The organism is Amycolatopsis sp. DSM 110486 (genome assembly GCF_019468465.1).
Classification (GTDB): Bacteria; Actinomycetota; Actinomycetes; order Mycobacteriales; family Pseudonocardiaceae; genus Amycolatopsis.
In genome coordinates this window covers 5,903,065-5,923,763 of record NZ_CP080519.1, presented here as the reverse complement: position 1 = coordinate 5,923,763, position 20,699 = coordinate 5,903,065, and the positions used below count along the sequence as shown (strand labels likewise).

General features: G+C 69.0%; 21 protein-coding genes and 1 tRNA gene. 14 read left to right on the top strand and 8 right to left on the bottom strand.

All coding sequences use genetic code 11. The features are described 5' to 3' along the window. Positions 1-142 precede the first annotated feature (142 nt). Positions 143-343 carry a hypothetical protein gene (locus K1T34_RS28795; RefSeq protein WP_220237902.1) on the top strand — a complete coding sequence of 67 codons (201 nt, stop codon included), beginning with the start codon at positions 143-145 and terminating at the stop codon, positions 341-343. Here K1T34_RS28795 and K1T34_RS28790 read toward each other — a convergent pair. Continuing rightward, positions 340-690, bottom strand: a complete 351-nt coding sequence (locus K1T34_RS28790) for a GntR family transcriptional regulator (RefSeq protein WP_220237901.1) — start codon at positions 688-690, stop codon at positions 340-342. The genes K1T34_RS28795 and K1T34_RS28790 overlap by 4 nt on opposite strands. A 192-nt stretch (positions 691-882) precedes the next feature. On the opposite strand from K1T34_RS28790, the gene K1T34_RS28785 reads away from it, so the two are divergent. The 9 genes from K1T34_RS28785 (at position 883) to K1T34_RS28745 (ending at position 7,400) form a co-directional block, all read left to right on the top strand. After that, entirely contained in the window at positions 883-1,155 is a 273-nt protein-coding gene (locus K1T34_RS28785) for an AlpA family transcriptional regulator (RefSeq protein WP_220237900.1), read from the top strand. A 2-nt stretch (positions 1,156-1,157) separates the two neighbouring features. After that, positions 1,158-1,595 carry a hypothetical protein gene (locus K1T34_RS28780; RefSeq protein WP_220237899.1) on the top strand — a complete coding sequence of 146 codons (438 nt, stop codon included), beginning with the start codon at positions 1,158-1,160 and terminating at the stop codon, positions 1,593-1,595. Continuing rightward, positions 1,592-1,981, top strand: a complete 390-nt coding sequence (locus tag K1T34_RS28775) for a hypothetical protein (RefSeq protein ID WP_220237898.1) — start codon at positions 1,592-1,594, stop codon at positions 1,979-1,981. The genes K1T34_RS28780 and K1T34_RS28775 overlap by 4 nt, the downstream gene beginning before the upstream one ends. Before the next feature lie 99 nt (positions 1,982-2,080). Further along, on the top strand, positions 2,081-2,419 hold the full coding sequence (locus tag K1T34_RS28770; protein WP_220237897.1) for a hypothetical protein: 339 nt from the start codon (positions 2,081-2,083) through the stop codon (positions 2,417-2,419). A 158-nt stretch (positions 2,420-2,577) separates the two neighbouring features. Next, positions 2,578-3,690, top strand: a complete 1,113-nt coding sequence (locus K1T34_RS28765) for an AAA family ATPase (RefSeq protein ID WP_220237896.1) — start codon at positions 2,578-2,580, stop codon at positions 3,688-3,690. Between the two features lie 611 nt (positions 3,691-4,301). Further along, complete coding sequence (locus tag K1T34_RS28760) at positions 4,302-4,643, top strand: hypothetical protein (RefSeq protein ID WP_220237895.1); 342 nt, start codon at positions 4,302-4,304, stop codon at positions 4,641-4,643. Between the two features lie 456 nt (positions 4,644-5,099). Beyond that, on the top strand, positions 5,100-5,354 hold the full coding sequence (locus K1T34_RS28755) for a hypothetical protein (RefSeq protein WP_220237894.1): 255 nt from the start codon (positions 5,100-5,102) through the stop codon (positions 5,352-5,354). Between the two features lie 682 nt (positions 5,355-6,036). Then, positions 6,037-6,240, top strand: a complete 204-nt coding sequence (locus tag K1T34_RS28750; protein ID WP_220237893.1) for a helix-turn-helix domain-containing protein — start codon at positions 6,037-6,039, stop codon at positions 6,238-6,240. Between the two features lie 23 nt (positions 6,241-6,263). Continuing rightward, complete coding sequence (locus K1T34_RS28745; protein WP_220237892.1) at positions 6,264-7,400, top strand: tyrosine-type recombinase/integrase; 1,137 nt, start codon at positions 6,264-6,266, stop codon at positions 7,398-7,400. Between the two features lie 55 nt (positions 7,401-7,455). On the opposite strand, the gene K1T34_RS28740 is transcribed toward K1T34_RS28745, so the two are convergent. The 3 genes from K1T34_RS28740 to K1T34_RS28730 form a co-directional block, all read right to left on the bottom strand. Beyond that, positions 7,456-7,530: transfer RNA gene (locus K1T34_RS28740), tRNA-Val, on the bottom strand. A gap of 49 nt (positions 7,531-7,579) precedes the next feature. Beyond that, positions 7,580-8,041: a peroxiredoxin gene (locus tag K1T34_RS28735; RefSeq protein ID WP_220237891.1), complete on the bottom strand. Its 462-nt coding sequence runs from the start codon at positions 8,039-8,041 to the stop codon at positions 7,580-7,582. Between the two features lie 75 nt (positions 8,042-8,116). Then, positions 8,117-8,551: a DUF3052 domain-containing protein gene (locus K1T34_RS28730; protein ID WP_220237890.1), complete on the bottom strand. Its 435-nt coding sequence runs from the start codon at positions 8,549-8,551 to the stop codon at positions 8,117-8,119. Positions 8,552-8,982: 431 nt separating this feature from the next. On the opposite strand from K1T34_RS28730, the gene aceE reads away from it, so the two are divergent. From aceE to K1T34_RS28715, 3 genes are all read left to right on the top strand, one after another. After that, the gene (gene aceE, locus K1T34_RS28725; RefSeq protein WP_220237889.1) at positions 8,983-11,778 is read left to right on the top strand and encodes a pyruvate dehydrogenase (acetyl-transferring), homodimeric type; all 2,796 of its coding nucleotides are present in this window, start codon (positions 8,983-8,985) and stop codon (positions 11,776-11,778) included. A gap of 155 nt (positions 11,779-11,933) precedes the next feature. Further along, positions 11,934-13,145 (top strand): alpha-hydroxy acid oxidase, encoded by a 1,212-nt coding sequence (locus K1T34_RS28720; protein ID WP_220237888.1) that lies wholly within the window; start codon positions 11,934-11,936, stop codon positions 13,143-13,145. Between the two features lie 220 nt (positions 13,146-13,365). After that, positions 13,366-14,979 (top strand): L-lactate permease, encoded by a 1,614-nt coding sequence (locus K1T34_RS28715; protein ID WP_220237887.1) that lies wholly within the window; start codon positions 13,366-13,368, stop codon positions 14,977-14,979. On the opposite strand, the gene K1T34_RS28710 is transcribed toward K1T34_RS28715, so the two are convergent. The 4 genes from K1T34_RS28710 to K1T34_RS28695 all read right to left on the bottom strand — a co-directional run bounded on the left by K1T34_RS28710 (position 14,960) and on the right by K1T34_RS28695 (position 19,134). Beyond that, complete coding sequence (locus K1T34_RS28710; RefSeq protein WP_220247468.1) at positions 14,960-15,598, bottom strand: nicotinamide mononucleotide transporter family protein; 639 nt, start codon at positions 15,596-15,598, stop codon at positions 14,960-14,962. The two genes, K1T34_RS28715 and K1T34_RS28710, sit on opposite strands and share 20 nt — an antisense overlap. A gap of 153 nt (positions 15,599-15,751) precedes the next feature. Next, a complete protein-coding gene (locus K1T34_RS28705; protein ID WP_220237886.1) occupies positions 15,752-16,624 on the bottom strand; it encodes a hypothetical protein in 873 nt (290 codons plus the stop codon). Positions 16,625-16,999: 375 nt separating this feature from the next. Next, positions 17,000-18,214, bottom strand: coding sequence for an ABC transporter permease (locus tag K1T34_RS28700; protein ID WP_255637658.1), 1,215 nt, complete (start codon positions 18,212-18,214; stop codon positions 17,000-17,002). Next, positions 18,211-19,134, bottom strand: coding sequence for an ABC transporter ATP-binding protein (locus tag K1T34_RS28695; protein WP_220237885.1), 924 nt, complete (start codon positions 19,132-19,134; stop codon positions 18,211-18,213). The genes K1T34_RS28700 and K1T34_RS28695 overlap by 4 nt, the downstream gene beginning before the upstream one ends. 160 nt (positions 19,135-19,294) lie before the next feature. On the opposite strand from K1T34_RS28695, the gene K1T34_RS28690 reads away from it, so the two are divergent. After that, on the top strand, positions 19,295-20,506 hold the full coding sequence (locus tag K1T34_RS28690) for a CdaR family transcriptional regulator (RefSeq protein WP_220237884.1): 1,212 nt from the start codon (positions 19,295-19,297) through the stop codon (positions 20,504-20,506). The last annotated feature ends 193 nt before the right edge of the window (positions 20,507-20,699 follow it).

Here is a 20,699-nt window from a genome sequence, read left to right as displayed (position 1 = left end):
GTGACGCTGGCGTATCCCCACATCACCAGAGTGTCACGTGCGGTGACACTACTTTCCACCCTCCGTGACGACGATGGTTGTAAGCGAAGGCAGCGACACCAGCAACGGAAGTCGCAGCAACGCACATGGGAGGTGGAACACGATGGCCAAGAGCCAGATTCCGGGTTTCAAGACCGGCGGCGGCGCACTCCGGAAAGTTCTCGGTGCGTGCGTTGCGCTCGCACTCCTGGCGCTGATCGTGCACTACCCCGCAGACGCTGCAAGCTGGGCCAAGGGTGCCGCTGGAACCGCCGGAGGCGCGATCGATGGCCTAGTGACGTTCTTCCGGAACCTGGGGAACTAACCATGAGCGCGCAGTTGACGTTCCACCGAGTCGAGCAGCTGGCGAATGGTGGCGATCTGTTCGTACACCTGGCCGAGGTCGCCAGTCGTTCCGTGGTCCGCAACGGCCGGCAGAGGATCACGCACGAACGACCCCTGCCCCTGCCGAGTCACGATGAGCTGTTCCTCTTGCAGCTCCGCGAAGGCCCGCTTGACGGTCCCCACGGACACGCCGAAGTCCTCGGCGATGGCCTGATGCGAGGGCAACTTCTCCCCTGGCTTGAACGAGCCAGCGAAGATCTGGGAGCGAAGCGACTCCGACACCTGCAGGTAGGGCGAGCGCGCGTCGTTCGGGTCGAGTTTTGGCATGTCGGCCAGGTTACGGCACCAAGTCAACTAACCCACCTGGGTGAACATAGTCCACTCATATTGCCCATGTTGGCTATGTCGTCCTACTGTTCCTCTCGTCGCAGGGATCACAGAGATCCTGGACGACAGCAAACGGCCCCGGCGGTGTTGCAGCACCAACCGGGGCCCACATCGAAACCTCTGGGAGCAACGATGCAGGTCGAGAGTAACCGGTACTTCCGGGTCAAGCAGCTGGCGGAGATGCTCGACGTCTCCCGCGCCACCATCTACCGCGCCATCGAGTCCGGCCAGCTGGACGCCCTCAAGATCGGCACCGGCAAGGGTGCCCTGCGGATCCCCGGCCACGCCGTGAACACCTACCTGGAGACCTGCGCCGAAGCGGCCTACCAGGGCTACGTCAAGGGCGACGAGTCGGCGGCGGCCGACGACACCGAGGTCAGCATCGACGCGGCGGAGGTGGCGTAATCATGGCGACGACGACGCACATGGGACACGCGCTGATGGCTGGTGTGGCGACGGAGTTCATCCCGACCCACCGGCAGGACAACGACACCCGCGTGGTGATGAACCTCGGGCTGGTCGTGCCGGTCTCGGTCGAAGACCTGGTCGCGGTGCTGTGGGCGGCCACCAAGGGCGAGGGCCGCGACGACGTCGCCGCCGCGCTCGCGGACACCGCCTACATCCGGGGCGCCATGGCCGAGATGCTGTTCGGGATCGGCGGCGACGGCATGGAAGCCGCCCGGATCGAGCTGGACGCGGCCAAGCCGGGCAGCTGGGACACCGAACGCGCCGAGATGATCCGCCCGATCGTGGCCGAGCTGGTCGCCGCGCACGCCGCCGCCCGTCGTACCCGCACGGCGCGGCAGGTCCCGCACCCGCGCACCTCCGACGAGGTGACCCAGTGACCACCGGGTTCGCCACCTACGACCACGGCCACCGCCTCGCCCCCGCCGAACCCGCCACCGCACTGGACGGCACCGCGGTGGAGCGGCTGGGAATGTGGCCGGCCGACGCGCCCGCCCCGTGGGTGCTCACCGTCGACGAGGTCGCCCTCGCCATCGCGCACAGCGGCGAGGAGATCGGCCGCTACGGCCTGCTCACCAACGAGGCCGCCGACGCAGCCGTGCGCGGCGTCCGGATCTGCGGTCGCGGCCAGCTGGCCTGCGCCGCCCAGCGACTGCGCGAGGGCAACGAGCTCGACGCGTTCCCGGCCGATGCCCACCCGTACCGCTGCCAGGTCGCCGCGCAGGAACTATGCCGCAAGGCCCACCGCGACCGCCCGCCCCTGTAGCACCCGGCCGGCCACCGGGCCGTCGCCGACCACTTCCCCTCTTCCTGTCCCGGGCATCCCTGTGCCCTCACCCCCCCGCGCCCCGTTGGAGGCAACCCGATGGCATCCGCACCCCGCGACCCCTACCGCCGGACCGGGCACACCCCACCCGCCCCACTGCCGGGCGGCGGGCTGCGCGAAGACCTGTCGCTGATCATCACCGACGGGACCCGCTTCTACGTGCCCGTGTTCGACCTCGACCCGACGACCGGCCGCGCCGAGTTCCTCGCCATCGCCCTCTACGAACCGACCGACCCCGACGGCCGCGCCGCCCTCGCCGAGACCGTCGCCAAGGCCCGCCGCGACGGGACCGACATCGTCCCGGTCCCGGTCCCGCTCCGTGCTCCCGGTCCGGGTCCGGGTCCGGGAGCGGTTCCCCAGCCCCGGACCGGGGCCTGAGTCCGATGGACCCGGACCCGTCCGGACCGGGTCAAACAGGCCCGGGACCAGCACGAGTACACCCACGGTCCGCCCGGACCGGACCGAGTCCGGCACGACCGCCGCAAGGGAGTTCACCAGTGACCCACCCCGCAACCAACGGGCGCACCCTGTGGCCCGTGAACGGACCCGCCACCGGGGTTCACGAACTGGACCCCGAACCGTTCCCGGACCCGGTTGAGGACCCGTACGACAGCCCGCCGGTCCCCGCCCGCCAGGTCCGGCTGACCAAAGTCGCCGACATCCCGCTCAAGCCGACACACTGGCTGTGGGACGGCCGGATTCCGCACGGCGCGTTGGCGATCGGCCCCGGCCGTGAAGGCATCGGCAAGTCCCTGTTCTGCGCGTGGCTCGCGGCCCGGGTCACGCTCGGCGAGCTGCCCGGCGTTCACTACGGGCACCCGAAGAGCGTCATCTACGCAGCCACCGAGGACTCCTGGGAACGCACGCTGGCCGGGCGGCTCCGCGTCGCCGGAGCGGACCTGGACCGCGTCTACCGGGTCGAGGTCGAGGCGCTCGGCGGCGCATCCGTGCCGCTGTCGCTGCCCAAGGACTGCGACGCCATGGCGGCCGTGATCACCGAGCACGACGTGGCGCTGCTGATCGTGGACCCGCTGATCTCCGTGCTGGACGACCGGATCAACCCGCACCAGGACCGGGACCTGAGGACCGGGCTGGAACCGCTCAAGCAGCTGGCTGACGACACCGGGTGCGCGATCTTCGGCCTGGCCCACTTCAACAAGGCCAGCGGCACCGACGTGCTCTCACGCATCATGGGCGGCCGCGCGTTCTCCGCCGTCGCCCGCGCGGTCATCGCGTTCGCCCGCGACACCGCCGCCGGAGACGGATCGTGCGTGATCTCCCAGGTCAAGAACAACCTCGGTGACCTCGACGTCCCCTCGCTGCGCTACGTCGTGGACTCGGTCGAACTCGACACCGCCGACGGCCCGGCCCAGTGGGGCCGCATGGTCGTCACCGGCGAAACCGACACCCACGTCAACGACCTGCTCGACGACGCCCCGCCCACCCGGGAGGAACGCACCGACGCCGAAGCCGTCGCCGAATGGCTCAGCGAGTTCCTGACCAGCCAGGGCGGCGAGGCCGCGTCCGGCGAGGTGAAGAAGGCAGCAAAAGCGGCCGGGTTCACCGAGCGGACCGCCCAACGCGCCCGCGCCAAGCTCAAGCTCGCGGTGCACACCGAGGGCCGGAACACCATCTGGAGCCTGCCGTGACCGCGCCGGCCGACCCGTGCCAGGCCCACGCGACCCGTGCCAACCCGTGCCAGGGGTGGCACAGGTCAGAAACCACCCGTGACCAGCGCAAACACCCCAGAAAACCCCGACCCGTGCCACCCGCGCCAGGTGGCACAGGACCTGGCACAGGTCCCGACCCGTGCCACACCCATGCCACCCCTGGCACGTGGCACAGGTCCGCCGAAATTCGATCGTTTCCGCAGGTCAGGACACCCGCACAACCCGTGCCAGGGGTGGCACGGGTTGGCACGGGTCCCGCATGCCTGGCACAGGTCGCCCAACCCGCTCAGCTCGTACCCGCCCACCCTCCGAGAGGACCAGCACCACCCGCCAACCCGGACCGGGTGAGTTCGGACCGGGTCGTGCGACAACCCCGAAAACCGGGGTTGTGAGCACCCCTCAGAGGCCATCTCACCCCGCTCACTCGGCTCACCCCAACTCACTTCCGCTGGTCAGAGCCCTGAAAACCCAACTCACCCGCGAGTGCGTCAACTCACCCCGATCCGGCCGAACTCACCCGCAACTCACCCGCAACTCACCCCAACTCACTCCGGCAAAACGGACACACCGACGACAGGAGGCCACCTGCGATGAACGCCACCAACGTCCTCGACCGCTACGGCACGCTCGCCCTGGTCCGCTTCACCAGCCTGCTTCTGGTCTTCACCGGCCTGCACCTGGCCCGGCTCCCGTTCCTCGCCATCGCCCGCGTCCTCGGCTGGGCCATGACCGTCATCGACACCGAACTGTCCACGCCGCCCGCGCCGCGCACCGCCCGACACCAGTGGGGCGATGGGTGGGGCGAGGCGATCCCCAGCACCCGGCGCCGACGCCGCCGGGCGGGTGCCGGCCACCGCCCGGATTACGGATCCGCGCACCACCCGACACCCCGCAATCCGGGGGTCGGCTGGCCTGATCCGGCAGTGCCGTAACCCGCCACCGGCCGGGGGAACGAGCAGGGGAACCGGCCCGCGCGGAGAAGCATTCGCTTCTCCTGGCTCCCCTCCCTGGCTCCCCCAAGCCGACCAGCGCGAACCCACCCGGAGGGGAGAAAGGGGAGCGGGGGAACGACCCGACCGCAGCCGTCCGGGAGGCCACGAAACCAGGCCGACGGCCACGGTGTTGCCGCGTCCCCTCCCGAGGGAACGGCGAGGGAATCACCAGGGAGCCGCCAGCAAGCGAGGGAATTTTCCCTCCACGCCTCCCTAACCCATTCCCTAACCCTGACCAGCGAAAACACCCCCGGAAGGGAGTGAGGGAGCGAGGGAATCGAAGGGAATCGCCCCTCCACAACCCCGGAAAACGGCCCTGTCGACCACCTCGCCCGATTCCCTCCCTACCCCGCCGCCACTCCACAACGGCCCGAAACTCAGAAGGAGGCTCCGCCCATGTCTCACGCGTCGGCCGCCGCCCGGCTGCACCAGCTGGCCGGCCAGGCCATCGCCCGCATTGACGGCATCGTCGGCCGGCTCGACCACACCGCCGAACGCCTCGCCACCAGTGGCTCCCTCATCGGGCCGCCAGTGGATCGCGGCGCGCGCGGTGGATTCCCACTGCCCACCCACTCCACCCGATCCACTGGGCACGACCAGGCCGAACCCGCCGCCAGTGGCTCAGTGGACACCCGCCAGAGACGGCGCTGAAACCCCGCGCAACGGGCCACCAGCCGAGCAGGCCACGGCCCACTCACTGAGCCACCCCCCACCTGCCAGCACCTGCGACCCAGCCACCTCGCCAAGGCTGGCAGGAGGGGGCAGCCCACCGGCGAATGAGTCCGCCCGCCCGCCGCGCGCACGGCGAAAACCGGCCCCCACAGGCACCCCAACCAGGCCAGCTCATCCGCCTCATTCAGCTCATTCCAGCTCATTTTCCCTGGTCAAGACCCGAAATGAGGAACTCATCCTCGGAATGAGTCAACTCATCCGCCCCGACCCGAACTCATCCGCCAACTCATTCCCAACTCACCCGCCCACCGACCCTGCAACACCGGCCAAGCAGCACCGCCATCCCGGAGTTACGTACCCGGTTACGGCCCAACCAGACAGTTACGACTAACTCAGCGAGTTACGAACGTAATTCGACCCCTGGCCAGGCAAAAGTTACAAAGTTACGCGAGTTAGGCCCTCGCCACCGGCCGTCCAAATCCCGCCCTGGATAGCACGTGCGGACACGGTCGACGCCGTAACTCATACCCCGCACCACGCCAAGTGCCCGCCTCACCAGCTGGCGACGCACGGCGATCGAGCACGCCCGAATTCGAAGGAGGAGGAGATGCGCCGTCAAGCGACACCGCCACCCGCACCAGCGACCCCGGAGCCGCATCCAATGCAGACGCACGACACCGAAGCCACCGACCGCCTGTTGCTGCGAGTCGAGGAGGCCGCCCATCTCCTGAACATCGGCCGCACTCGCGTGTACGACCTCATTCGGCTTGATCTTCTCAAGTCCGTGAAGGTCTTCGGAGCCCGCCGAATCCCACGGTCCTCGGTCGAGGACTACGTGAACAGTCTCATCCAGGAGGCCGCTTGATGGCGAAGCGAGCAGAGAACGGCATGGGCACCATCGTCGCCCGAAAAGACGGGCGATTCCACGCCGCCGTATACGTACTGACGCCGGACGGGGGCACCAAGCGCAAGTACGTCTACGGCAAGACCCGCGACGAGGTGAAGGCGAAGCGCGTCGAGCTGCTGGACAACAACCGCAAGGGCGTGCCGTCGATGAGCTCGACCATGCAACTCGGCGACTACCTGGACTACTGGGTGGAGAGCATCGTCAAGGTCGAGCGCGCCGAATCGACGTACGCCGGGTACGAGACCGTCATTCGGCGGTTCATCAAGCCCCACCTCGGCAAACGGAAGATGAATGCGTTGACGCCGCGTGACGTGCGAGCCCTCATCGCGAAGTTACGAAAGGAGAAGACTGTCCTCGGCGAGAAGCTGTCCGACCGGTACGTACAGAACGTCTTCGAGGTACTACGAAGCGCTCTGAGCAACGCCTGCCGGGAAGAGCTGATCGGGCGGAACGTCGCACGCCTGGTGGCCACGCCAAGCCGCGGGGAAACCGACATCGAGCCGTTGGACGAAGAGGCCGCCCGCGCGTTCATTCGAGCGATCGCGGCTCACTGGTTGCACGCGCTCTGGCTGATCCTCGTCACAACCGGGCTCAGGAAGGGAGAAGCCCTCGGGCTCGCCTGGTCGGACGTGGACATGGAGACGGGGCTGGTGAAGGTCCGCCGGACGGTGCAGCGGGTCCGAGGCCGGCTGTTGTTCGGCAAGGTGAAGACGAAGCGCTCCCGCCGGGAGGTCTACATCGGCCGGGTCGCGCTTGCCGCCCTGGCGAAGCACCGACAGCAAACGGCTGAGCGGCTCTCAGAGCCCCTCAACCCTGCTCCGGAGCAACCGGACGACCTCATCTTCGTCACGAGTTCAGGCCGCGTCGTGGAGCCGCGCAACGTCAACACGATGCTCAATCGCATCCTGACGAACGCCAAGCTCGACCACGTCCGGGTCCATGACCTCCGTCACACCGCAGCGACGCTGCTCCTGCTCGACGGCGCGACCATTCGGGAGGTGATGGAACAGCTCGGCCACGCCTCGATCGCGACGACGGCGAACATCTACGGCCACGTCCTCGACGCGGCAAAGAAGCGGTTGGCGGACCGGATGGACCGCCGCGCCACCGGCGACTGATGTCAAGTGGTGATGTCAACGGGGCTCCCAATAATCTTGGGAGCCCCGTTTCGCCTGGTGGGCGCAGCAGGGTTCGAACCTGCGACCGCTCGGGTGTAAACCGAGTGCTCTTCCGCTGAGCTATGCGCCCGCTGACGGGACCGGCCGGTGAGAAGCCGGGCCCGTCAACAAAAAGAACGTCAGGCCAGTTCGGCCACGGCCTTCTTCCACGCCGACTGGTCGCGAGCCTCGCCGGGCTGGTTGACCTCGGCGAAGCGGACGATGCCGTCGGTGTCGATGAGGAACGTGCCGCGCAGGGCCATGCCGGCCTTGTCGTTGAAGACGCCGTAGGCCTGGGCGACCGCGCCGTGCGGCCAGAAGTCCGAGAGCAGCGGGAACTGGTAGTTCTGCTGCTCGGCCCACACCTTCAGCGAGAAGACCGCGTCGACGGAGACGCCCAGGATCTGCACGCCCTGGGTGTCGTAGTCGGCGAACTCGTCACGCAGCTGGCACAGCTCGCCGGTGCAGGTCCCGCTGAACGCGAACGGGAAGAAGACCAGCAGCACCGGCTTGTCGCCCTTGAACGACGACAGCGTGACGGGCTGCTTGTTGTAGTCGTTGAGCGTGAAGTCCGGGGCTGGCGTACCGACCTCGACGGCCATGCGGCGAATCCTCTCCGAAAGCGATCACGAAACCTGCGCCGACAACCCTATCGTGTCAGCTGCGCAGGCCCCGGTTCACCGCTGTTTCGCCTTCGAGGATTTCGGCGACACCAGGCGGGTCCCGAGCCAGTCGGCTCCCACGCTGATGTTGGCGGTCTGTGACAGACCGACCTGGGGCACGGCTTCGGCGATCTCACTGGGCTCGACGTGCCCGGGCTGACCCGTTTTGGGCGTCAGGACCCAGATCACGCCGTTCTCGTCCAGCGGACCCCGGGCGTCGACCAGGGCGTCGCCCAGGTCGCCGTCGTCTTCGCGCCACCAGAGCAGCACGACGTCGATGACTTCGTCGGCGTCCTCGTCGAGGAGTTCGGCGCCGATCGCCTCCTCGATCGCCGCGCGAACGTCTTCGTCGACGTCCTCGTCCCAGCCGATCTCCTGGACCACCATGTCCGGCTTGATGCCAAGGCTCTCGGCGACGCCGGCAGTGCCTGCGTCTCCCGCGGCGACCACTGCTTCCACTCCTCCAACTACGACGGAGCGCGGTGGTCGGACACACGGGCGAAGCCGCGCCGGCCACCACACTCGGGTACACGGTTGTCGATAGCGAACACTGGCGCGGCGCTGCGCGCAACCGTCCACACCGGATCTTTGACAAGTCGTGTCGCAGCGTGGAGGCCCCCCGGGGTCTTCGGTGACCCCGGGACAGGTGTCTGTGGGCAGTGTCGCACGACCGCTCCGGCAACCCCCGGAAACCTCTCCTCTAGTGTTGGGGAGAAGAAAACGCGCGCGCGATACACCGCACGCGGGGAGTGGCACACTCGGGGCGACCCTTGTTACCGGACAGTAAAGGTGACGGGAGCCGGGCCGGGGACGACGATGGGAATCGGCGTGCACTCCCGCCCAGCAGCTACAACGGCTACAACCAGTTACAAGGAGACCCCTTGGCCCCGCAGAACGACGGCGCCTCCGGCAAGGAGACCCCGGCACGCGTACGCGTCATCCGTGACGGACTCGCGGCGCACCTGCCCGACATCGACCCGGAGGAGACCGCCGAGTGGCTGGACTCCTTCGACGAGGCGCTGGCCAGGGGTGGTCAGCAGCGCGCGCGTTACCTGATGCTGCGCATCCTGGAGCGCGCCCGCGAGCGCAACGTCGGCGTACCCGCGCTCACGTCCACGGACTACGTGAACACCATTCCCACGGAGAACGAGCCGTGGTTCCCCGGCGACGAGGAGATCGAGCGCCGCTACCGCCGTTACATCCGCTGGAACGCCGCGATCATGGTGCACCGCGCGCAGCGGCCGGGCGTCGGCGTCGGCGGGCACATCTCGACCTACGCCTCGTCCGCGGCGCTGTACGAGGTGGGCTTCAACCACTTCTTCCGCGGCAAGGACCACTCCGGCGGCGGTGACCAGGTCTTCTTCCAGGGCCACGCCTCCCCGGGCATGTACGCGCGGGCGTTCCTCGAGGGCCGCCTGTCCTCGTCGCAGCTCGACGGCTTCCGCCAGGAGTACAGCCACGCCGGTGAGGGTGGCGGCCTGCCGTCGTACCCGCACCCGCGGCTGATGCCGGACTTCTGGGAGAACCCCACGGTGTCGATGGGCCTCGGCCCGATGAACGCCATCTACCAGGCGCGATTCAACCGCTACCTGCGCGACCGCGGCATCAAGGACACCAACGACCAGCACGTCTGGGCGTTCCTCGGCGACGGCGAGATGGACGAGCCGGAATCGCGCGGCCTCATCCACGTGGCCGCCGGCGAGAGCCTCGACAACCTGACCTTCGTGATCAACTGCAACCTGCAGCGGCTCGACGGCCCGGTGCGCGGCAACGGCAAGATCATCCAGGAGCTCGAGTCGTACTTCCGCGGCGCGGGCTGGAACGTGATCAAGGTCATCTGGGGCCGCGAGTGGGACTCGCTGCTGCACGCCGACCGCGACGGCGCCCTCGTCAACCTGATGAACGTGACGCCGGACGGCGACTACCAGACGTACAAGGCGAATGACGGCGCGTACGTGCGCGAGCACTTCTTCGGCCGCGACCCGCGGACGAAGGACCTGGTCAAGGACCTCTCCGACGGCGACATCTGGAACCTCAAGCGCGGTGGCCACGACTACCGCAAGGTGTACGCCGCGTACAAGGCGGCCATGGAGCACCACGGCCAGCCGACGGTGATCCTCGCCCACACCATCAAGGGCTACGGCCTCGGCCCGGCGTTCGAGGGCCGCAACGCCACGCACCAGATGAAGAAGCTCACGCTCGACGACCTCAAGCTGTTCCGCGACGCCCAGCGCATCCCGATCAGCGACGCCGAGCTCGAGCGCGACCCGAAGCTGCCGCCGTACTTCCACCCGGGCCCCGACTCGCCCGAGATCGAGTACATGATCGGCCGCCGCAAGGCACTGGGCGGCTACCTGCCCGAGCGCCGGCCGAAGCACGCCAAGGCGCTCGTGCTGCCGGGCGACAAGGTCTACGAGGGCATCCGGAAGGGCTCGGGCAAGCAGGAGGTCGCCACCACGATGGCGTTCGTCCGGCTCGTGCGCGAGCTCGCGAAGGACTCGGAGATCGGCAAGCGCGTCGTCCCGATCATCCCGGACGAGGCCCGCACGTTCGGTCTCGACTCGATGTTCCCGACTGCCAAGATCTACAACCCGCACGGCCAGACGTACACGTCGGTCGACGCGAGCCTGATGCTGGCCTACAAGGAGTCCGAGAAGGGCCAGCTGCTGCACGAGGGCATCAACGAGGCGGGTTCCACCGCGTCGTTCACGGCCGTCGGCACCTCGTACGCCACGCACGGCGAACCGATGATCCCGATCTACATCTTCTACTCGATGTTCGGGTTCCAGCGGACCGGCGACGGCCTGTACGCGGCGGCGGACCAGATGGCGCGCGGCTTCGTGCTCGGCGCCACGGCGGGCCGCACCACGCTGACCGGTGAGGGCCTGCAGCACGCCGACGGGCACTCGCTGCTGCTGTCGGCGACCAACCCGGCGGTCGTGGCCTACGACCCGGCTTACTCGTTCGAGATCGCCCACATCGTCCGCGACGGTCTGCGGCGCATGTACGGCGAGACCGGGCCGCACGGCAACGGCGAGAACGTCTTCTACTACCTGACGATCTACAACGAGCCCTACCAGCAGCCCGCCGAGCCGGAGAACCTCGACGTCGACGGCCTGCTCAAGGGTCTCTACAAGTACGCCGACGCCCCGGCGGGCGACGGCCCGGAGGCGCACATCCTCGTCTCCGGCGTCACGATGCCCGACGCACTCAAGGCCCAGCAGCTGCTGGCCGAGGAGTGGGGCGTGCGCGCGGCGGTGTGGTCGGCCACGTCGTGGACCGAGCTGCGCCGCGAGGCCGTGGAAATCGACCACGACAACCTGCTCCACCCGGCCGACAGCCCCCGCGTGCCGTACGTGACGCAGGCGCTGTCGGGCGTCAACGGGCCGGTCGTGGCGGTGTCGGACTGGATGCGCGCGGTGCCGGACCTGATCCGCCCGTGGGTGCCCACCGACATGCTCACGCTCGGCACCGACGGGTTCGGCTTCTCCGACACCCGCCCGGCCGCCCGGCGCAAGTTCCTCGTGGACGCGCAGTCGATCGTGGTCGGCGCCCTCACTGCGCTCGCCAAGCGCGGCGAGGTGGCGCAGGACAAGGTGACCGAAGCGGTGCGCCGCTACCGCCTCGACGACGTCTCGGCCGCCGGCCCGCAGACGTCGGACTCGGGCAACGCGTAAGCAGTGGTCGCAGCAAGACCCTCCGGGCGCACAATGGCCCGGAGGGTCTTGTTGTTTCGAGACCCCAGCCCACTAGGGTAGACATCGGATGTATCTCAGCGTCCGAGAGCTCTCGTCCCTGAAATGACCGAGCGCCTGAGGAAGGGTGATCGCGCGTGACCCAGCGTCGTCTGCCGCGGCCGAGTGAACTGAAGCAGATCCTGCGGCCGAAGCCGATCGTGCTCAACCCGACCGAGCGGCGCTTGGCCGGCGCGCACACGATCGCCGACCTGCGGATGATCGGGCGCAAGCGCACACCGCGCGCCGCGTTCGACTACACCGACGGGGCGGCCGAGCTCGAAGACAGCCTGCTGCGCGCCCGCCAGGCCTACCGGCGCGTGGAGTTCCACCCCAACGTGCTGCGCGGCGTGTCCGATGTGGACACCACGCGGACGGTGCTCGGCAAGACCTCGGCGCTGCCGTTCGGCTTCGCGCCCACTGGGTTCACGCGCATGATGCAGCACGAGGGCGAGCGTGCCGTGGGCCGCGTGGCGCAGCGCAACGGCATCCCGATGGGCCTGTCCACCATGGCGACCACCTCCATCGAGGACCTCGCCGCGGCGGCGCCCGACGCGCGCAAGTGGTTCCAGCTCTACGTGTGGCGCGACCACGGCGCGGGCGAAGATCTGATGAATCGCGCGTGGGAGAACGGCTACGACACGCTCCTGCTCACCGTCGACACCCCAGTGGCCGGCGCGCGCATGCGCGATGTGCGCAACGGCCTCACCATCCCGCCGGCGCTCACGCTCAAGACTTTCGCCGACGGCGCGATGCACCCGGCGTGGTGGTTCAACCTGCTCACCACCGAGCCGCTGAACTTCGCGTCGCTGAGCCACTTCGACGGCACCGTGGCCGAGCTGCTGGCCCAGCTCTTCGACCCCACGCTCGACTTCGACGACCTCGACTGGGTGCGCCGCACCTGGCCCGGGAAGCTCGTGGTCAAGGGCGTGCAGAACGTGGCCGACGCGCGCGACGTGGTGAAACACGGCGCCGACGGCGTGGTCCTGTCCAACCACGGCGGCCGCCAGCTCGACCGCGCGCCGACGCCGCTGGAGCTGCTGCCCGCGGTGCTCGACGAGATCCAGGGCACCGCCGAGGTCTGGGTCGACACCGGCATCCTCTCCGGCGGCGACATCGTGGCCGCGATCGCGCGCGGCGCCGACTTCGTGCTCGTCGGCCGGGCGTTCCTCTACGGCCTGATGGCGGGCGGCGAGCGCGGTGTGCAGCGCTGCGTCGACATCCTGCGCACGGAGATGATCCGGACCATGCAGCTGCTGGGCGTGCGCCGCGTCGAGGACCTGCGACCTTCGCACGTGACCCTGCGCTGACCTTCCGCCGAGCCTGAATCGCCCCGATGTGGCGTTCTTGGTGCGCGTTGCACCGAACGCCACATTCGGTGCGCCCAACACACCCAATGCCGCGTTGGGGCATTGGTCCAGACGTGCGACACCGGGTTGACGTACCGGTGGGTCTGTGACGAGTATCTCTGCCACCTCGTGAAAGGCTGTTTCCGCAATCCGGAAACGGCGGTCCCCCCGGGAGGTCGGCGTGTTCGTGCAAGACCTGGCTCCGCTCGGTGGTCTCGGGCTTTCCGCGCTCGTCGCGGTGGTGCCGCTGGCCGTGGTGCTGGTGCTACTGGGGGTGGTCCGGACCAAGGCCCACCACGCCGCGCTGATCGGGCTTGTCGTGGCGCTCGTCGTCGGCATCGCCGTGTACGGGATGCCTGTGGGACAAGCGATTTCCGGCGCGCTGCAAGGGGCGGCGTTCGGGCTGTTCCCGATCCTGTGGATCGTGGTCAACGCGCTGTGGATCTACCGGATCACCGTGCACACGGGTCATTTCGACGTGCTGCGCCGCTCGTTCGGGCGGATCTCCGACGACCCGCGGCTGCAGGCGCTGATCATCGCCTTCTGCTTCGGCGCGTTGATGGAGGCGCTGGCCGGCTTCGGCGCGCCCGTGGCGATCAGCGCGGTGATGCTCGTGGCGGTCGGGTTCGGGCCGGGCAAGGCCGCCGTGGTGGCGCTCGTCGCGAACACCGCGCCGGTCGCGTTCGGCGCGATGGGCACGCCCGTGGTCACGCTCGCGCAGGTGACGGGGCTTCCGCTGGAGCAGGTGTCGTCGATCGTCGGGCGGCAGACGCCGTTGCTGGCGCTGTTCGTGCCGCTGCTGCTGGTGATCATCGTCGACGGGAAACGCGGCCTGCGGGAGACGTGGGTGCCGGCGCTGGTCTGCGGCGTCGCGTTCGGCGTGGTGCAGTTCCTCGCGTCCAACTTCGTTTCGCCGCAGCTGGCCGACATCGGTGCGGCCCTGGCCGGCGCCGCCGCGCTCGTAGCGCTGCCGATGACGCGCCGCGCGGTGCCCGCCGAGGTCCGCGCGCAGGTGCTCACCGGCTCCCGCACCGCGACGCTCGACCGGCCGGACGAGCGCGGCGAGGTCGTGCGCGCCTACCTGCCCTACGCGTTGATCATCGTGATCTTCTCGCTCGCGCAGGTGCCGCCGATCAAGAAGCTCCTCGACGCGGCCACGTGGAAGTTCCACTGGCCCGGCCTCGACGTGCACGGCCCGGACGGCAAAGCCGTGTCCGGCAACACGTTCTCGCTGCCGTTCCTCAACACCGGCGGCACGCTCGTGCTCATCGCGGGGCTGCTCACGCTCGTGGTGCTCAAGGTCGCCGCGAGCACGGCCGGACGGGAGTGGCTGGCGACGGTGAAGGAGCTGCGGTTCGCGATCGTCACCGTGACCGGGGTACTCGCGCTGGCCTACGTGATGAACCTGTCCGGCCAGACGACCACGATCGGCACGTTCATCGCCGCCGCCGGCGCCGGGCTCGCGTTCCTCTCCCCCGTGCTCGGCTGGTTCGGCGTCGCCGTCTCGGGTTCGGACACCTCAGCCAACGCGTTGTTCGGCGCCCTGCAGGTCACGGCCGCGCACCAGACGGGCCTGCGCGCGGACCTGCTGGCCGCGGCGAACAGCTCCGGCGGCGTGCTGGGCAAGATGATCTCGCCGCAGAACCTGACCATCGCGTGCGTCGCGGCCAACCTGCCGGGCGAAGAGGGCAAGCTGCTGCGCAAGGTGCTGCCGTGGAGCGTGGGACTGCTGCTGGTCATGTGCCTGATCGTGTTCGGGCAGAGCACCCCGGTGCTCAGCTGGATGCTGCCGTGACCGCCCGGTGCGCGGCCACGCGCTTGGCCGAGCGGTTCCAGTTCCACCAGCCGTGCACGACCAGCACCGCGAAGACGAGGTAGATCGCGGCGGAGAAGTACAGGCCGGAGGAGATCTGCAACGGCACGCCGATCGCGTCGACCACCAGCCACACACCCCAGAACTCGACCAGCCCCGCGCCCTGCGCACCGAAGGCGACGAGCGTGCCGATGAAGATCGCGGCGTCCGGCCACGGCGCCCACGACGCGTTCAGCGCCTGCAGCACCAACGCCATCGCCACCGTGCCGACCACGAACGCGCCGAGCATCGCCCACCGCTCGGTCGCCCGCGCGGTGCGCACGACCACCCCGTTGACTGGGTCGGTGCGGCGCCGCCATGCCCACCAGCCGTAGAGCGAGATCGCGAGGATGGCGATCTGCCGGCTGGCCAGGCCGCCCAGGTGTGCGGAAACGTAGACAGAGAACAGCAGGATCGTCGCGCCGACCTGCACGGGCCAGGTCCACAGCGTCCGCCGGTCGGCGAGGAACACGACCGCGAGCGCGAGCACCTGCCCCGCGAGCTCCGCGATCGAGATCCACTGGCCGAACACCGTGACACCGTGCTGCAGCAGGAAGTCCACGTCCGCACCCCTTCTCGTCCCCATGTAACTCTCGCCGCAACACCTCGGGCGGGCGCGGGATTCCCCGAGGTGTGAGGCGGGCGACACCGTCCCAGCACGCGGACAGGCCCGGTGCCCTCCCGATGCACCGGGCCAGTCCGAACCGCGCCGGGATCAGCGATCGACGCGGTTGAACCCGACCGGCGGGGTCGGGGTGTCGTTCGCGGCCGGGTGGCCGTTTCCCGGCTGAACGGGCTGGGTGCGGGTCTGCGTGGTCTGGGCCTGCGTGGTCTGGGCCTGGGTCTGGGTGGTCTGGGCCTGCGGCTGAGTGGTCTGGGCCTGCAGCCGGCCACCGACCTGCCGCTGACCACCTCCGTCGCCCGGGCTCAGCTGGCCCTGCAGGTTGGCGAGCCAGCCACCCCAGCGGTCCTGGGCGGGCTTGATGAGGCCGCCGCCGAAGCCGACCACGATCACGCCGCCGATAGTCGCCAGCACCGTGATGAGCACCGGGCCCGTGATGGCGGTGGCGATGTTGACCTGGCCCAGCGCGGCGATGATGCCGAACGCCATGATCAGCCAGTAGGCGACGGTGCCGAGCAGCCGGCCCGCCGGCCGCGTGGACATCGCCGAGTTCACGACGTCGCGCACGACCTTCGCGATGGCGGCGGCCACCACGATCAGCACCAGCGCCACCACGATCCGCGGCAGGAACGCGATGATGTCGTTGAGCAGCTGGCTGACCGGATTCGACTCACCGAACACGCCGAACGCCAGCTGGAGCGCGATCAGCAGAATGAAGTAGTAGACCAGTTTCACGAGGATGCCGGTGGCGTCGACATTCGCCTGCTTCATCATTCCGGTCAGGCCCGTCTTCTCGACGAGCCGGGAGAATCCGAGTTTTCCGAGCACCAGTGACAGTGCTTTGGACACCGCTTTCGCGATCAGCCAGCCGATCAGCAGGATGATCAGAAACCCGACGAGTTTCGGGACGAACGTGGCCACCAGATTCCAGGCCTGTCCGAGTCCGTCCTTGAGTTGCTCACCCACGCTGGGCTCCCTTCGTCATGGATTCCCGGCTGCGGGCTGTTGCAGCGGGTCGATGATCAGGTACCCAGCCAGCGGGAGTGCGTTGCACCACGATCGAGTGAGACGACTGGCGCGAGAAGATCAATCGCGGCCATACTTGTACTACCGGTGGGGACCGGGGAGACGAGGCCGTCCGGCGCAGCGTAAACCGCAAGCGCCGGGCGGCCTCGAGCATTTGCGGGTATTACCACCGGGCGTATTCAGCGGGTGTTCGCGTCGTCGCCCTGCGAATACGCTTCAGGTTTCGCCGGACCCTTCAGGGCTTTCAGCACCCTTCGAGGTTTCAGCGGCCTTCGGGTTTCACAGGGCGACGACGCACGTTCACCGAACGGACACTCAGGCCGCGCGCAGCGCGTCGCGCAGTTTGACCTTCGCACCGGTGCGCATCACGGCGTTGCGGTAGATCCGCGCGGCCAGCCAGATCAAAAGCGGAATCAGCAGCACCACGAGTCCCACCGACACCACGGCTTCCCACACGGGCACCCCGCCCATGGCGAGCCGCATCGGCATCAGCGTCGGCGCGAACACCGGGATCACCGAAAGCACCTCGGCGAATTCGTTCGACGGGTCCGAGGGCAGCACGGAGATGCCCACCACGTACCCGACGATCACCAGCATCAGCGCCGGCGACACGGCGCCGCTCACGTCCTCCTGCCGCGACACGAGCGCGCCGAGCGCCGCGAACACGATCGAATACATGAAGAACCCGAGCAGGTACCACACCACCAGCCAGACGACGGTGCCGATGGCCGCGGACACCGAGATGGTGAGCACCCCCGTCCCCAGGCCCGCGGCAATGCCGACGACCCCGATCGCGAGCATCTGGATCAACCCGACCGTGCCGATGCCGAGCACCTTGCCCGCCATCAGCTGCCACGGCTTGATGGTGGACAGCAGCAGCTCGACCACGCGCGACGTCTTCTCCTCGACCACACCCTGCGCCACGGTCTGGCCGTTGAGCAGGAGTGACATGTAGATGAGGATGCCCGCGATGATGCCGAGCACGAGCTGCTGGCTGTCGTAGTCGTACGGTTTCTCCAGCGGCGGCAGCTCGTCGATGCTCGCGCTCGCGACGGCGGCGTCCACCTTCGCCGGATCACCGTGCTGCGCGATGATCTCCGAGTTCTGCGCGACGCGGCCCGCGAGCACGGTGAGCACGTTCTTGAGGTTGCCGTCGAGGTCCTTCTCGACCTGCACGTGCACCCGGTCCGCGCCCTGGACCAGCAACGCGTCGATCGAGCCGTCCTTCAGCTTCGCGAGGCCGGCCTGCTCGTCGGCGACGCGCTGCGTGGCGATGTCCTGCCCCACCGACTTCCCGATCGCCGTCAGCGGCGCCGACAGCGGTGCCGCGGCCGGCACGTAGCCGACGGTCTCGTCGGGACCGCTGCTGCCGCCCACGAGCTTCAGCACCACGACCCCGGCGACGATGAGGATGAGCAGCACGAGCGTGCTGATCCGGTAGGCCTTGGACTTCAGCCGCGTGCTGATCTCGCGCGAGGCGACCAGGCCGACCCCGGACAGCGGGCTCATGCGGACGTCGGGCGTGCTCATGCCGCAACCTCCTCGTGGTGGTGCTCGGTGACGACGGAACGGAACAGATCGGTCAGCGACGGGAGCTTCCGCGCGAACTCGCGCACCGGCCCGGTCGCCAGCGCCGCGCGCAGCACGACCTGGTCGTCGGCACCGTCGACGAGCTCGAGCTCGGTCACCGAACCGTCGCGGCCCAGCACCGTTACGCCGGGCAGGTTCGCGGCCCAGCCGTCGGCCGCCTGCGGCGCGTCGACGAGCAGCCGCACGGCGCCGCCGGCCCGCAGCTGCGAGACGGTGCCCATCGCCTCCATCCGTCCACTCCGGACGATCCCGATGCGGTCGCAGAGGCGCTCCACCAGATCCAGCTGGTGGCTGGAGAACACGACGGGCACGCCGTCGGCCGCCTTCTCCTTGAGCACCTTGCTCATCACGTCGACCGCGACCGGGTCCAGGCCCGAGAACGGTTCGTCCAGCACGAGGATGCGCGGTTCGTGCACCAGCGCGGCCGCGAGTTGCACGCGCTGCTGGTTGCCGAGGCTGAGCTTCTCCACCTCGTCGCCGCGGCGCGAAGCCACGCCGAGCCGTTCGGTCCAGCGCTCGGTCGACGCCTTCGCGTCGGCCGCCGACATGCCGTGCAGCCGCGCGAGGTACGTCAGCTGCTCGCCCACCTTCATCTTCGGATACAAACCACGCTCTTCCGGCATGTACCCGATGTGCCGCCGGGTTTCGTGAGTGATGGGCGAACCCGCGAAGCGGACTTCGCCCGCGTCCGCGCTGAGCACCCCGAGCGCGATGCGCATCGTGGTGGTCTTGCCCGCGCCGTTGCTGCCGACGAAGCCGAACAGCTCGCCCGGCCGCACGTCGAAAGTCATCTTCTCCAGTGCCACGACAGTGCCGTAGCGTTTGGAGATCGCATCGATCTCCAGTCCGGGCTCTGGCATCGGCCCTTTCCCCCTTGTTGTCGGATTTCGGTGACGTACATCACCGGTTACGGATCGTAGAGTTCCCGCCGGACGGTGCCTAGCGCCCCCGGTTGCGTGTCCGCCACCGAAAGTTGCCGATCGAATGTCCAACTAGGATTCCAGCGGAGGATCGAAACGAATGGCAGAGACGACGGGGCGCCGGGTCCCCAAGCACCACGGGCTGTCAGCGAAGACGCTGCGCTCGCTCGACCACGCCTCAGGACGGCTCGCGAGCGCGAGCGTCGCTGTGATGGAACGACGGCTGGTGTGGTTCGGGCGGCTGCCCGCCGACCAGCGCGCCAGCGTGCTGCTGATCACGCAGGCGGGCGCGGCGGGGTTCGTCGACTGGCTGCGCGACTCGAAGGAAGCGCTCAAGCTCACCACCGAGGCGTTCCGCGACGCGCCCGCCGAGCTGTCGCGCTACATCAGCCTGCGCCAGGCCGTGAGCATGGTGCGGCTCGCGATCGAGCAGTTCGAGGAACAGCTGCCGGAGTTCGCCGCGAACGAGGCCGAACGCGCGGCCCTGATCGAGGGAATCCTGCGCTACGGCAGGGAGATCGCGTTCGCCGCGGCCAACTCCTACGCGGCGGCGGCCGAGGCGCGCGGCGCGTGGGACGCGCGGCTGGAAGCGCTGGTCGTCGACGGAATCGTGCGCGGCGACGCCGAGGAGGCGGTGCTCTCACGCGCGGCCGCGCTCGGCTGGGACCCCGCGTCGGCCGCGACCGTGATCGTGGGCAACCCGCCTTCGGAGGACCCGCCGACGGTGGTGTTCGAGGTCCGCAGCCGCGCCGCGCGCGTCGGCCGGCCCGTGCTGCTGTCGGTGCAGGGCTCACGGCTGGTGATCGTGATCGGCGGCCCGACCGAAGGCGGCGTGAAGGAACGCGAAACGCTTTCGCGGATGTCCGCGGTGTTCGCCGACGGTCCCGTGGTCGCCGGCCCGACCGTGCCGTCGCTCGCCGAGGCGCACCACAGCGCGGCCGAAGCGCTTTCGGGCCTGCGCGCGGTGGTGGGCTGGCCGGGCGCGCCACGGCCCGTCCGCTCCGACGACCTGCTGCCCGAGCGCGCGCTGTCGGGTGATCCCGAGGCCGAGCGCCTGCTGGTGGATCTCGTGGCGCGGCCGCTGGAGGAGGCGGGCACCGCGCTGCAGCGCACCGTGGAGACCTACCTCGAGAGCGGTGGCGTGCTCGAACGCTGCGCGCAGACGTTGTTCGTGCACCCCAACACCGTGCGGTACCGGCTGCGCAAAGCGGCCGAGCTCACCGGCCGCAACCCCACCGAGCCGCGCGACGCGTTCGTGCTCCGGGCCGCGCTCACCGTCGGCAGGCTGGCCCGCGCCCGCGGCCTCTGGTGACTCTTGCGGCGGCCCGGATGACGACTCGGCGTGACGTGCCCGCGCGCGGCACCGGTCCCGTGACAGACTTCACGGCAAGCGATGGTTGAATCCCACAAGGCATCTGGGTTAAGGGCAAGGTTCTATCCCGGGTCTTTGGAGGTTTCCTCCAATAACGCCCCGTGGACTTGGTGACCGGCCGCATCCGAGGGAC